Below are 13,107 nucleotides of genomic sequence, written 5' to 3'. Positions count from 1 at the left end.
ACACGGCGTACGACGTGCTCAGGCGTCTCGTGGGCTCGGATATGTGTCTAAGCAACACCCCTTGGGCACGGTCAACTCCACTGCCCCGCCGTTCCCCCCGGTCCGCGACACAGAATCGATCCAAGGCGGTGAACGCTGGTGATCAGAACCCTCGTCGTCGACGACGACTTCCGGGTGTGCGCCATCCACGCCGCCTACGTCTCACGGGTCGACGGATTCGAGGTCCTGCGTCAGGCCTCCTCCATGGCACAGGCCCTGGCGGCCGTGCGGGAACTCCACCCCGACCTGATCCTGCTCGACCTCCACCTGCCCGACGGCAACGGCCTCGACATCCTACGCCGACTGACCGAGGAGACCGGCTGGGCCCGCCCAGACGCGATCGTCATCACCGCGGCCCGGGACATCGCCTCGGTCCAGGCCGCGATGAAGCTCGGCGCGGTCGGCTACCTGGTCAAACCCTTCGGCTTCCGCGAACTCGCGGAACGCCTGAACGCATACAAAGCGCTCAGGCGGCGCATCGACGCTGCCGACCCGGAAACCGACACCGACCAGGCCGGCGTGGACGCCCTCTTCAGCGCCCTCCACCCAGCAGGCCTCCCGCCCGTCCTCCCCAAGGGCCACTCCGCACCAACCCTGGCCCTGGTCCGCGCGGCCCTCGGCAAAACCGACCACAACGCGTCCGCGGCCGAGATCGCCGAAGCCACCGGCATCTCCCGGGCCACCGCCCAGCGCTACCTCACCTACCTGGTGCAGCAGGGAGCCGCCCGCCTGGAGCTGCGCTACGGCTCCACCGGCCGCCCAGAACACCGATACCGGACAGCCTGACGTCGTCCTCGATGTCTGCGACTGTTCCTGGATTTCGCAGGGTCGGCCGCACCAAGCCGCGCTGGCTGCACCGGCGTAGGCGCGGGAAACCGCCGCCACCACCGTTCCGACCTGACGCCTCGGCCGCAGGGGCCGGCGACGGTCCGCCGGATCGTCCCCGGTCGCGCATACGACCCTGTCTGGGGGACAGCACGATTCGACCGGGGTGCGATTCGTCGCCCCCAGCGCCGACAGCCCGGGTGTTAAGGACTGGATAAGATGGGTCCACGGTGTGCCGGGAAGTCTGGTCGGCCCGGGGATGGATCTGCCGCGCTGGTGCGGCAGGGACCCCGGTGACGATCCGGGGATCCCGAAATGCGCGCCGTCGGCACCGTTCTCGTTCTCGTGGTCCTGGCCACGGTCGTGGCTACAGGCGCCCGCCGCTGGCAAATCCCGGCACCGTCTCTGCTGGTGATCGCAGGCCTGGTGGCGGCACTGATACCGGGTACTCCGGAGCTGCACATCGCCCCGCAGACCATCGCGCTGGTCGTGCTGCCGCCGCTGCTGTACGCGTCGGCGCAGGAGATGTCGCTGCGCGATCTGAAGATCGTGTGGCGGCCGGTGACGGTCCTGGCGCTGGGCCTGGTGCTGGCCTCGGCCGCCGCGGTCGGGGTCATGGCGGTGACGCTGACGTCCCTGACCGCGCCGATGGCGCTGGTGCTGGGAGCCGTGCTGGCCAGTACCGACCCGGTCGCGGTCACCGCGTTGAGCAGGCGGCTGGCGCTGCCGGGGCGGGTGCAGACCATGGTGCAGGCCGAGAGTCTGTTCAACGACGCCACCTCCCTGGTGCTGTTCAAGGTCGCCGTCGGACTGGCACTGGCCGCCGGCGCGGTCAGCTGGCCGAAGGCCGGCGGCGAGTTCTTCCTCCTGGCCGGGGGCGGCAGCATCATCGGCGCGGCCGTCGCCGGCGTGGTGGCGCTGATCCGGGCCCGGACCACCGACCCGGTCCTGGAGACCGTGATCGCGCTTGTCACGCCCTACGGCGCGTACGTCCTGGCCGAGAGCGCGCACACCTCGGGAGTCACCGCCGTGGTCGTCGCCGGGGTGGTGCTGGGCCGCTCCGGCTACCGGCTCAGCGATGCGCGGATCCGGCTGCAGCTGCAGGCGGTGTACTCGGTGGTGGTGTTCCTGCTGGAGAGCGTGGTCTTCGCGATCATCGGCCTGGAACTGCCCACCATGGTCCGCGACCTGCCCGCCGGTTCCGGGGCGTGGCCGCTGCAGGCCCTCGCCCTGGCCGCGGTGCTGATCGGACTGCGGGTGCTGTGGGTGTGGCCGCTGTCCACGGTGGTCAAACCGGTCGAAGGCGCCGCCTCGTGGCGGGTGGCCGCCGTGGTGACCTGGGCCGGGACACGCGGCGTGATGCCACTGGCCGCCGCCCTGTCCATCCCGCTGACAGCCGACGACGGCAGCGCGCTCACGGGTCGGCCGCTGGTGCTGGTACTGACCACAGCGGTGGTGGTCTTCACCCTGGTCGTCCAGGGACTGAGCCTGGCACCCCTGGTGAATCGCTCCGGGCTGGCGCTGGAACCCGGCGACACCGCACGCGAACAGGAGCGTGCCCGCCAGCGCCTGGCCCGCGCGGGCCTGGACTACCTCGACCAGCTCGCCGACCTCGGCGCCGCCCCCGAAGCCGCCATCGAACGCATCCGCCTGGCACTGGACTCACGCCTGCGCCACAGCCTGGCCCAGGACCCGCAGGACCCTCGGGAGCCCGGCCCTGGAGAGGCGTCCCTCCTGCACGTGTACCAGCAGCTGCGGCGCGAGGTCATCGCCGTGCAGGGCACCGAGCTGCAGAGCATGTACGACACCCACCAGATCAGCGATGCCACCCGGCGCCAGCTGCAGTACGACCTCGACCTGGAGGAGACCGGCATCAACGGCAGCCGGTAGCCCGCACAACACCGGCCCGGTGTACCCCCGCCCCCCACCTGGCTCCCGCCCGGACCGGGCCCAGTGGAGCAAGCCCTTTATGCTCCGCCCTGCCCGCGGCGTGCCCCGCACCTGTGATTGGGGGTCCCGGCAACGCCACAGCCCGGTGGCGCTCAGGGGCGGCGCAGGAGTCGGGGCAGGGCGAACCACAGGGCCGCGAACATCAGGACCGTCGCGCAGGTGATCGCGATTGCCGCGATCCAGCCGAGGACGACGTCCAGGAGCAGCAGGACGGCGCCGTTGAGAGCCAGGGCGAGGAAGAGCAGCCCTATCTCGGCGAGTCTGGTCGACACCGACACGATGCGGCGTTTCGCCCCGCGATGGAACAGGCCCCGATGCAGGGCCACGGGCGTGGCGAAGAGCGCGGAGGCGATCACTGTCAGGAGCAGCGTACCGACGTAGAGATCCTGCTGGGCGTCGCCTAGCTGCGCGAAGCGAGGCGTGAAGGCCACACCGAGCAGGAAGGCGAAGACGATCTGGACACCTGTCTGCAGCACGCGCAGCTCCTGCAGCAACTCGACCAGATTCCGGTCGGCGCGCTCGTCGGGAGTCTCGTGCCGGTCAGGCTGCGGAGCCGGGGGCGGGTGCACGGCCATGGACCTCACTTTCACACCGCCGAGCGGCCCGCCGAAGATCACCCGACCGGGGTCAGCGCCGCTACCGGGCTCGCGGCCAACCCGCCGTTAGCCTGGGAAGGCCGCCCCGGCGACCTCAACCGTCGGGGCGGATCCAAAGGGAACGGGGACATTCCGAGCCTGCCGGGCTCGACCAGGCCTGCGTGCGGGGGATCGCTCCTGCGGGATGACGGTCTAGCTGATCAGTCCGTGGCGCCGGTTCCACGCGACTGCGTCGCTATAGCCCTGCACCATGCCCCACACCCAGAATCCGAAGACCCCCAGAAAGCCGACCAGGACGAGCGTCAGCACCCACGACGCCATGTAAAGGACCAGGATCAGCGCCCCGATGCCGCCGTTCCCGCTGATCATCGAGCCGAGGCCCGGAAGGAAGAACGAGGCGAGGACCGCGACGCCGGGCGACTTCGGAACGATCGTTCCCGGCGGAACCACGACCGGCTGTTGTTGAGGGCCAGGCGGGCCTGGGTGGTGGCAACGCGCCGGACGGCCAGCAAGTGTCTTGCGGCTCCGGCGCAACGCCTTTGGCCTGCTGCTCGACATCACCATCACGACCTTCCCACCTGACGGGGGCGACCGCAGCGGAAGGCATGAGGCCACACGGGCCCCGTCTCGCCGCTTCTCCGCCAGTTTAGATCCGCAGGTCATGCCCGGGGTCCGCAAACGGCCACCAGCACGGCGGGGCCCGGCTCCTCCCGCTCGACGACAGCCCCGGGCCTGAAACACTCCACGGGAGGCCGCGTCCTGGTTTGCGATCCATGCAGACATGACTCGCGTGCACAGTCGAGCGAAGCGGGCATGGGCCAGTGTCGGCGGTCCGGCGCCGACGTAAGCCGGACGGGCTTGACGTCTGCGGCGAACAGGACGTGCCGGACGTGGCGTCTTCTCCGTCCTGCGGTAGGTACGGGTGCACAGCGCGAGGGCATGGACGGCACCTTCCCGGCAGCCGCCAGATCACCTGTCGCGGCGCAGCCCGCGTCGGTCGCACCACGAGCGGACGCAAGCGCCGGCGGCGAACGCGCCCAGCCCGAGCGGCATGAGCATCAACGGGAAGCGGGCCGGTTGGCGCACCACCATCCACAGTGAGGCACCCGTGAGCAGCAAACCGGCGACACCGATGGGGACATGCGTGACGGGAGACCGGGGCACGGGGACTGGGAGCTGGCCTTGGGTGTGGGTGGGTTCATCGCGGTTCATGGCGGAACCCTCCACCTTGGATACCGTGTGTTCTGTGCGCATGCCGGCCGCGCCGGGTGAGAGGACCCTATTGCAGGAACGACATGCCGCCATCCGGTGCTCCCGACCGCGAAGGCCCCACGTCGTCACGGGGGGAGTCGACGTGGGGCCCGAGGACAACGTAGCGCGGTATTGATGAACTGTCAGGTCGTGGGTCCGGGGCCGCCGCATGCGAGCCGCCGAACGAGGCGGCCCCGGATCCCATGCCCCGGCTCCCAGGGCAGGTAAGGACGGCCCACAAGCCCCACCCGGCAGAACCGCCCCACCGGGGACGGTGTCCACCCTAGTGGGCCAAGCCGCGCGATTGCCAGTACACGGTCATAACTCGTGGTGAGGTGAACATCACCCAGCGGCATCGCAGCGACGTGGGGAGTCGAGCACCGGAAGTCGTCAGCCACACGGGTCAAGCGCACCTGAAGACCGGGTGACGGTGGATCAGTATGGACGCACAGGGCAAACGCAACGGCCGGGAGTGGTGTCGGTGGACCAGGTGTCGCGCAGGAGTGTGCTCGCTCAAGGGGCCGGAGGCCTCCTCGTGGCGGGCGCCGCGGCCCTGGGGCTCGCCGGGTGCGGCGCCACGGGCAAACCAAGCTCGCGTGGTCCGGCCGCGCCGGCGCGCGGGGCGGGGCCGGCGGGCGACCGCGCCGCCGCTCTGCGTCCGGCCGTGCTGATCGGTGACGGTTCGATGGCCGACACCGGCGCGCAGCCGTTCCAGCCGGTCCCTGAGCGGCTGGAGCCGGGCCGGCGTCCGCCACAGTTCGTGGTCTTCTCCTGGGACGGCGCGGGCGAGGACAGCAAGAAGCTGTTCTCCCACTTCCGCACGGTCGCCCAGGAGGTCAAGGCCACCATGTCGTTCTTCCTCTCCGGCATCTACGTGCTCCCGGAGGGCAAGAAGGACCTCTACCTCCCACCCGGCCACCGGCCCGGCGCCTCCGACATCGGCTACCTCGCCGACGGCCACGTGCGGGCGACGCTGGAACAGGTGCGCCTCGCCTGGCTGGAAGGCCACGAAATCGGCACCCACTTCAACGGCCACTTCTGCAGCCCCACCACCGGAGTGGGCACCTGGACCAGCGAGCAGTGGCGCAGCGAACTGGAGCAGGCAGTCGGCTTCGTCGAGAAGTGGAAGACGAACACCGGCCTACACGACATGGAGCCCCTGCCGTTCGACTACCGCCGTGAGCTGATCGGCGGCCGCACCCCCTGCCTGCTCGGCCAGGACCGGCTGCTCCCGACGGCCGCGGCCATGGGATGGAAGTACGACGCCAGCTCACCGGGCGGCAACCAGGTCTGGCCGGGCAAGAAGCTGGGCCTGTGGGACTTCCCGCTGCAGTCCATCCCCTTCCCCGGCCATCACTTCCAGGTCCTGTCGATGGACTACAACATGCTCGCCAACCAGACCGGCGGCACCCCCAACGGCGATCCCTCCCGGCGCCCCTACTGGCAGCAGCAGGCCTACGGCTCGTACATGGCCGGCTTCAACCGCGCCTACACCACCAACCGCGCGCCGTTCTTCATCGGCAACCACTTCGAATCCTGGAACGGCGGCATCTACATCAAGGCCGTCGAACAGGCACTGCGCGACATCGCCGCCCACCCCGACGTGCGTCTGGTCTCCTTCCGCCAGCTCGTGCACTGGCTCGAAGCCCAGAACCCGTCTGTGCTCGCCAAGCTGCGCACCCTGAACGTCGGTCAGACACCGACCAACTGGAGCGACTACACCGCTCCGGCCTGAGCGGCTGTCTGCGCGACGGACCTCGGGCAGTGGCGGTCATCGGGACGCGTCGGTGAACCAGCCGTCGGGGCCGACAGGTCTGCCGGTGGCGAGGCGCGGCCGGTACTGCTGTTGGAAGACGCGGCCGACCAGCTCGCGTCTGCTGCGCACGCCGACCTTTTCGAAGACGGTCTTCAGGTGCTGCTGGACTGTCGCGGGGGAGATGAAGAGTGAGGCGGCGATCTCCCTCGTCGACAGGCCCTGCAGGACCCGGGAGGCGACCTCCGACTCGCGCCCGGTCAGCGCGTAGGCGCGCACGATGAGCGGCGCGAGTTCGCCCGGTCCCGCCGGTTCCAGGATGACGGCCACCTGGCGTTCTCCGGACCCCGTGACCAGGCGGGACGCCTGGACGGAGAGCCAGCGGCCGTTCCCGGCGCGGACTCGGACCCTTGGAACCAGGTCGGCCGGGGTGGTGTTCTCGCGCTCCAGCTCCTTGAGGCAGCTGATCACCGAGTAGACCGCGTTGGGCAGCGGGCCCATCCAGTCCGCTTCCAGGCCGCGCAACTCGCCGAGCAGTTGCTGTCCGGCCGGGGAGACCGCCGTCGGCTGCAGGTCGTCCCCGACGATCAGCAGTCCGGGGCCGATCGTGGTGTCGTGCACCTCGACCGAATCGGAGACCAGCGCGGCGCGCAGCGCGAGCGCGAGCGGCTCAATGAGTCCGGCCAGGTACCGGGCGTCACGCGCGGTGAAGTCCCCGCGTGCGGCGCTGCGGCCCAGGTTCAGGCTGCCCCAGCAGGTCTCGTCCACGACCAGGGCCGCGCGCAGTTCGTCCCGCAGGCCCGAAGGGCGGCAGATCTCCCGCCAGTGCGGGCTGCTCTCGGGTGCGCCGCCGGTCGCGTCGACCAGACGGCCGACGGGCGGGCGGCGCCGGGCCAGCTCGGCGAACTTGTTGACGTCCGGCTCGCCGTACTCGATCTCTAGGAACCGGCCCGAGCCCTTCATCGGGTAGCCCTCGCCCACGCTGCTGGTGATCATCAGTGTGGCGGGGTCCAGGGTGCCGATGCACCAGGCGTCGCAGGGCACGGCCTGCCGGAGTGCGGCCGCGGCCTGGTCTTGCAGCGCCCGCAGCCCGAGACCCGCGCCGCACAGCCGCATGATCCGGTCCCGGATCCGCGCCCGGACGGCTTCGTCGCTGCTCACGCATTCATCGTAGGCACCCAGCGCTCAGCCGGAGGAACACCACAAATCTGGTATTCAGCCACGAGGCTCACTCGGTGACGATGGTCGCGAAGGAGGTGTTCACCATGACCACCCTGACCACCGATTCCGTTGTCCGTGACCCCGGCTCGCTGAGCTCCCGTTTCGTGGCGGACTGCAACAGGGGAGACCTCGACGGGCTCCTCGCTCTCTACGAGCCGCAGGCCGTCGTCGTCGAGCCCACCGGCTCACTGCGAGAGGGCACCGCGGCCGTCCGCGCGCACCTGGCCCGGTTGCTGTCGCTGCGGCCGGCCATGACGCTCCTCGCCACCCGCACGGTGGTGGCGGGCGAGCTCGCGCTCGGCACCTCGCACTGGCGATGCGACGCCACCGGGCCGGACGGGGCGGCGATCCGGATGGAGTCGCACTCCGCGGAACTGTCACGACGTCAGCCGGACGGCTCCTGGCTCATGCTCGTCGACAATCCGTGGGGCGCCGTTCTCCCATAGCTCCCATGCACGGCGTGCGGCGGTGGAACGGCGCCGCCCAGATATCTGGGTACCCAAGGAGTTCCCGACTGCGGGTCGGTTGAGTCGGCCTGAAGCGCGGTTCCGGTGTTGCCACCGGTCCGTTTCTCCAGGCCGCTCTCCGAACCCGGCGTACTCGTCTCCGAGTACCGGGCTCTCCACGGTTCCTCTCGTCGGGCTGGTTGTCAGGTTGTGGGCCAGGGGCTGGGGATCGTGTCGCCCCGGTAGCGGTACCGGGTGATCGCCGGTGTCCGCGCCAGGTTGATCAGTTCGATCCCATCCGCAGTGATCGGCAGCCACGTCCCGTGGGGACCGAGGAGCCAGTTGCGGACGTCCTTCCACGACCAGCGGTGCATCGTCTTGAGCCACATGATCACGCGATGCCAGAGGAAGGCCCCCAGCATCCGGAACGTGTGCTTCGCGACGGCGTGCCGGAAGTAGTTGGCCCAGCCGAGCGTGATCTGGTTGAGCCGGATCAGCACGTCCCTGGGGTCGGCCTGTGACGTCCTGCGGGTCAGGGCACGGATCTTGTCCTTCACCGAGCGGATGGGCCGCGCGGCGATGAACACATAGACGTACCACTTGCTGCTTCCTCTCTTGCGGCGCCGCCGGATGCGGAACCCGAGGAAGTCGAACCCGTCCTCGATGTGCACGATGCGGGTCTTGGCTGGTGACAGCCTCAACCCGAGGGGTTCGAGCACGGAGGCCACTTCGTCCTGGAGGGCCGCCGTGTCCTCGGCGGTGCCGTGCACCATGATCGCGAAATCGTCCGCGTAGCGGACGATTCGCCAGTTGGGCAGGCCGTGCCGACGGCGTTTGCGACGCGCGTATTGGCTGTCCATCTTCCCGCCGGGCCGCCAGTCGCGGTGCAGGTGCTCGTCGAGCGCCGACAGTGCGACGTTGAAGATCAGCGGGGAGAGGATGCCGCCCTGCGGGGTGCCGGTGTGGGTGTCCCGTCGCTGGCCGTCCTCGCTGAGGATGCCCGACTTGAGGAATGCCTTGACCAGCGCCAGGACACGCTTGTCCTTGACACGTTTCCGCACGGCGTCCATGACGGCGCGATGGGAGACGTTGTCGAAGGCCGCTTCGATGTCGGCGTCCAGCACCCAGTGGTATCCCTTGGAGCCGAAACGCTGGATCTCCGCGATCGCGTCCTGAGCCCGCCGTTTGGGCCGGAACCCGTAGGAGACCGGCAGGAAGTCGCCTCGAAAATGGGTTCCAGCACCAGCTTCAGCGCGGCCTGGACGGTCCGGTCCGCCACGGTGGCGATGCCGAGCCTGCGGACCTTTCCCGACCCGCCCGGCTTGGGGATCTTGCGCTCCCTCACCGGTAGGGGCCGGAACGCGCCGGACTTCAAGTCCGAGCGCAGACCGTCCAGGAACCCGGGAGCTCCGATGTCCCGCTCGACGTCGGTGACGGTCAGGCCGTCCACGCCGGCGGTTCGGGCTCCCTGGTTGCCCGCGACCCGGTCGAACGCCACGACGAGCGTCGCCGGGTCGTGAACGAAGTTGAACAGGTCGTCGAACCGGCGGCCAGGGTCGGCCACCGCCCAACGGTGAAGCTTGGCCTGCATCTCCAGTACCCGGCCGAAGGGCCCCACCAAGGGGCCTCCTTCCAGAGCGCCGCCGTTCGGCGGTGCGTCTTCCGGCATTGCAGTCTCCTTCCCTTCATGGAACTGCTGCCGCCCTTCCCCTTGTGCCGGGCTTTCCCCGGCTCCGAGTACTACGGCGGCTCCGCCCCCTCCCGCACCGGTCGACCGACGGTGGGCCCAGCCTCGAACTCCGTGCTGGCGGCGCGGACTCGGGGCAGATCCGGGAGGGTTCCCGTGTTCACTGCTGACCGTTCGTCGCAGGAGGTGCCCGACTCTGCCCCGGCGGCATCGCCACGGTTACGCCGCAGATCTTCACCGGGGCCTCCCGGGCCTGCACCAACAGACCTGCCCGAGAGTTCCCCGCTCCCCGTTGAGGGAGTGGGTGCGCGCCGCATCCGGCCCAGATCCGCCAGGTTCGAGCCGGTGACTCATTACGGGACGTAAACGCCGGTTCCTCGCGTACACCTCTGCGTCTCGCTCGCCGGACCCGACCCATCTGGCAGTGCTGGGCCGTCCCGGCTTTGTCACGGCTGCTCCCGCCCTCGCCGACACCTCTCGGTTCAGGCTGCCGTCAGCTACGCTCGCCCCGCTGCGACGGGGCTCGCGGCGCAGGTCTTTCACCTCCGCTCGGTCAAACAGCGCTTTCCACGGCGCACGAAGTTGTCAAGTCAACTGAGACGGTCTGATCTCAGGCGTTCTGTGGTTCTGGTTCCGTTGCGGTCTTGGGTTCGTTGATCCAGACCTGCTCGGGTATCCGGGGTGGTCGGGGGCGGCGGGCGAAGCGTTCGGGGTGGCGGGCGTAGGCCTCGGCCAGTGTTGCGGCGCGTTGTTCGCGGACCAGGTCGGCGGTGCCGAAGTGCACTGAGGCCGGGGTGTGCAGGCCGATGCCGGAATGGCGGTGCTCGTGGTTGTAGTACGAGATGAAGGCGTCGAACCACTCTCGGGCGTGAGCCAGGGAGTCGAACCGCTCGGGATAGTCGGACATGTACTTGGTGGTCTTGAACTGGGCCTCACTGTAGGGGTTGTCGTTTGAGACCTTGGGGCGCGAGTGGCTCCTGGTGACGCCGAGGTCGATCAGAAGCTGGGAGACCTTCTTGGACGTCATGGACGTGCCCCGGTCGGCGTGCACGGTCTCGGGGACGATGCCGTTGCGCGCGATGGTTTCGCGGATCAACTCCTCCGCCCGCTCGGCTGATTCGGCCAACTCGACGGTGTGGCCGACGATGTAGCGGCTGAAGATGTCGATGATGACGTAGGCGTGATACCAGATGCCCTTGCGCGGGCCGGCCGCCTTGGTGATGTCCCAGGTGAACACCTGGGAGGGGCCGTCGGCGACCAGTTCGGGCACCGTCTTTGCCGGGTGGGTGGCCTGGCGGCGGCGCTCACCGGACTGCCCCCGCTCACGCAGGATCCGGTACATCGTGGAGACCGAGCAGTGGTAGCGCCCGCTGTCCAGCTCGCGGGCCCAGATCTGCGCGGGCGGCAGTTCGGCGTACTGCGGGCTGTTCATCAACGCCAGTACCGCATCACGATCTTCGACCGTCAGAGCCGACGGCTGGACCTGCGGCGACCTGGGCTTACGCACCGGCGGCGGCTTCAGCCTGCGGTAGTGCGTGGCCCGGGAGCGGCCGGTCAGCCGACACGCGGCCGTAGTGCCCAGTTCGTGTTCGACGGCGGTGAACGCCTCGTCCACGACGGGATCGGCGGCGTGCGTCAGTCCGCGCTCTCGGAGATCATTTCCAAGAGCGCCGAAGCTTTTCCCAGGACTTCCAGGGCGGCCTTGTTCCGGGCGAGTTCCTTCTCCAGCTTCTCCACCTGCTGGCGCAGCTTCTCGTTCTCGACCTCGGCGGAGGACTTCTTCGGCCGGGCCGGGCTCGTGCGCCGGTCGACGAGGTTCTCCAGCGCTCCGGCATCGCGCGCCGCCCGCCACTCGGTGACGTGGGAGTGGTACAGGCGCTCGCGGCGCAGGACGGCACCCTTCTCGCCCTCGGGCGCGGCGTCGTACTCGGCGACGATCCGCAGCTTGTACTCGGGGCTGAACGTGCGGCGCTTTGGCCGGGGAGCCGGATCGGCGGCGGACGAATTGGTGCTGGTCATCAGGGGTGGAACTCCTACTCGGGCCCTCTCAGGCTAACCCGACAAAGCGGGACGTCTCACCCAAGGCTGACAGAGAGGGGGTGGCCGCCTCAACTCCCGAACTCGGAGGCCCTGGGACCACCAGGGGTTTGCCTAGGTCCGCGCTTGGCGGACCTAGGCAACGTGAGCTCAGCCCTCGTCTGTGAGCGAGTGCAGGATCCGGGTGAGCTGGGTGGTGATCTGCACGTGGAGCTGATCGAACTCCGCTTCCTCGCTCGGTCCGTTGGGTATGAGGCACGGCGAGCCTGCAAGCCGCTCGATGGCCTGGATGTGGCTGACGATGTCACGGTAGAGCCCGACTGCGGTCCTGGCCGCGCCTGAGCTCGGCTCCCTCTCGTGCGCTTCACCGATCTCTGCAGTCGACGCGCGGACATCCATCGCCACCGGGCTCCCAGCCTCCGCCCCGACTGGAGCGGTTCCCCGCCCGTCCACGGTCAGGGGCCCGGGCTGCCCTCCGTTAGGCAGAGCCGTTACCTCCCCGTAATGTCCTGCGAAATTTCGCAGGTCTGGTTCGGCGGCAGCCGCCCCCGGCCGGTCCCGGGGTACTGCTGATCGCGGTCGCTCCACTCGTGCCTCGGTCAGTGAGGGCTGGGCTGTGATCAACTGCCGAGCTGCTTGGGTGAACTCGATCCCCCCGGCTTCCTGGCCGGCACGCCTGAGGACCGCCTTGGCGATCTGGCCGGTGATCTGAGCGGTGAGGCGCACCCCGTCCTTCTGCGCGCGGGCTCGGAGCTGGTGGTAGAGCTCGACGGCGTCGTCCAAGCCGAAGCGGGTGGTGACCGGAAGGAGGGCGCGGATGTGGGAGGCAGTGACCGGTTTGCCGTAGGCCTGGTTGAGGCGTTCAGCGAGGGGCCACTCCTCGATCATCTGGTACGCGGTGCGCTCGCTGATGTCCCAGCGTTCGGTGATGTAGTCCTCGAAGCGGGTGTGGGTGTGGCGGTAGAGCTTGCCATCCCGGATTGCCTGGAGGGCCTTGCCCGCGAGCCAGGTGGCGGTGGCGAGGTTCTCCACGGCGCGCTCGCACACGCCGAGGTCGTGGAGCTCGACCTCGCTCAGCGGGCCGCTCCCCCGCCCGTCGACGGCGGCGGGGATCAGCTCGCTGGTGATCACCAGATCCGCCGGCCTGGCCGTGGGCGCCATGGGGAACGTCGCGTCGGAACGGATGGCCGCCGTGTCGGTGGTGCGGGCGCGCAGGGGCGCGCTGCGGTCGGTGGGGGTCACGACAGGTCCTTAAGAATGTTGGGCGGTCCGGGAGGACCGGGTGTGGCTTACGACTGGTTG

11 protein-coding genes are annotated in these 13,107 nt (G+C 69.5%); 4 read left to right on the top strand and 7 right to left on the bottom strand.

Annotated elements, in window-relative coordinates:
- Positions 1-138 precede the first annotated feature (138 nt).
- Positions 139-825 carry a response regulator gene (locus DN069_RS22935; protein ID WP_111503733.1) on the top strand — a complete coding sequence of 229 codons (687 nt, stop codon included), beginning with the start codon at positions 139-141 and terminating at the stop codon, positions 823-825.
- A 354-nt stretch (positions 826-1,179) separates the two neighbouring features.
- A complete protein-coding gene (locus DN069_RS22930; RefSeq protein WP_111503732.1) occupies positions 1,180-2,754 on the top strand; it encodes a Na+/H+ antiporter in 1,575 nt (524 codons plus the stop codon).
- A 152-nt stretch (positions 2,755-2,906) separates the two neighbouring features.
- Here DN069_RS22930 and DN069_RS22925 read toward each other — a convergent pair whose 3' ends face one another.
- Together DN069_RS22925 and DN069_RS22920 are read right to left on the bottom strand one after the other, a co-directional pair.
- Positions 2,907-3,389, bottom strand: coding sequence for a DUF6328 family protein (locus DN069_RS22925; protein WP_111503731.1), 483 nt, complete (start codon positions 3,387-3,389; stop codon positions 2,907-2,909).
- A gap of 213 nt (positions 3,390-3,602) precedes the next feature.
- Positions 3,603-3,860 carry a hypothetical protein gene (locus DN069_RS22920; protein ID WP_111503730.1) on the bottom strand — a complete coding sequence of 86 codons (258 nt, stop codon included), beginning with the start codon at positions 3,858-3,860 and terminating at the stop codon, positions 3,603-3,605.
- 1,282 nt (positions 3,861-5,142) lie between these two features.
- Between DN069_RS22920 and DN069_RS22910 the strand changes: the two genes are divergently transcribed.
- The gene (locus DN069_RS22910) at positions 5,143-6,396 is read left to right on the top strand and encodes a polysaccharide deacetylase family protein (RefSeq protein WP_207892237.1); all 1,254 of its coding nucleotides are present in this window, start codon (positions 5,143-5,145) and stop codon (positions 6,394-6,396) included.
- Between the two features lie 36 nt (positions 6,397-6,432).
- On the opposite strand, the gene DN069_RS22905 is transcribed toward DN069_RS22910, so the two are convergent.
- Entirely contained in the window at positions 6,433-7,575 is a 1,143-nt protein-coding gene (locus DN069_RS22905; RefSeq protein WP_111503727.1) for a helix-turn-helix transcriptional regulator, read from the bottom strand.
- 104 nt (positions 7,576-7,679) lie between these two features.
- On the opposite strand from DN069_RS22905, the gene DN069_RS22900 reads away from it, so the two are divergent.
- Positions 7,680-8,081 carry a YybH family protein gene (locus DN069_RS22900; RefSeq protein WP_165845605.1) on the top strand — a complete coding sequence of 134 codons (402 nt, stop codon included), beginning with the start codon at positions 7,680-7,682 and terminating at the stop codon, positions 8,079-8,081.
- A gap of 203 nt (positions 8,082-8,284) precedes the next feature.
- Here DN069_RS22900 and DN069_RS22895 read toward each other — a convergent pair whose 3' ends face one another.
- The 4 genes from DN069_RS22895 to DN069_RS22885 all read right to left on the bottom strand — a co-directional run bounded on the left by DN069_RS22895 (position 8,285) and on the right by DN069_RS22885 (position 13,047).
- On the bottom strand, positions 8,285-9,238 hold the full coding sequence (locus tag DN069_RS22895; protein WP_341538494.1) for a reverse transcriptase domain-containing protein: 954 nt from the start codon (positions 9,236-9,238) through the stop codon (positions 8,285-8,287).
- A 1,140-nt stretch (positions 9,239-10,378) separates the two neighbouring features.
- Positions 10,379-11,383, bottom strand: coding sequence for an IS3 family transposase (locus DN069_RS22890; protein ID WP_165845604.1), 1,005 nt, complete (start codon positions 11,381-11,383; stop codon positions 10,379-10,381).
- Positions 11,384-11,403: 20 nt separating this feature from the next.
- On the bottom strand, positions 11,404-11,787 hold the full coding sequence (locus tag DN069_RS40245; RefSeq protein WP_165845603.1) for a transposase: 384 nt from the start codon (positions 11,785-11,787) through the stop codon (positions 11,404-11,406).
- Between the two features lie 168 nt (positions 11,788-11,955).
- Positions 11,956-13,047 (bottom strand): hypothetical protein, encoded by a 1,092-nt coding sequence (locus DN069_RS22885; protein WP_111503724.1) that lies wholly within the window; start codon positions 13,045-13,047, stop codon positions 11,956-11,958.
- Positions 13,048-13,107 lie beyond the last annotated feature (60 nt).

Origin of the sequence: Streptacidiphilus pinicola (assembly GCF_003258295.1) — a bacterium.
GTDB lineage: Bacteria > Actinomycetota > Actinomycetes > Streptomycetales > Streptomycetaceae > Streptacidiphilus > Streptacidiphilus pinicola.
The sequence above is the reverse complement of the archived record's forward strand: the minus strand, read 5'-3'. Positions and strand labels throughout refer to the sequence as shown.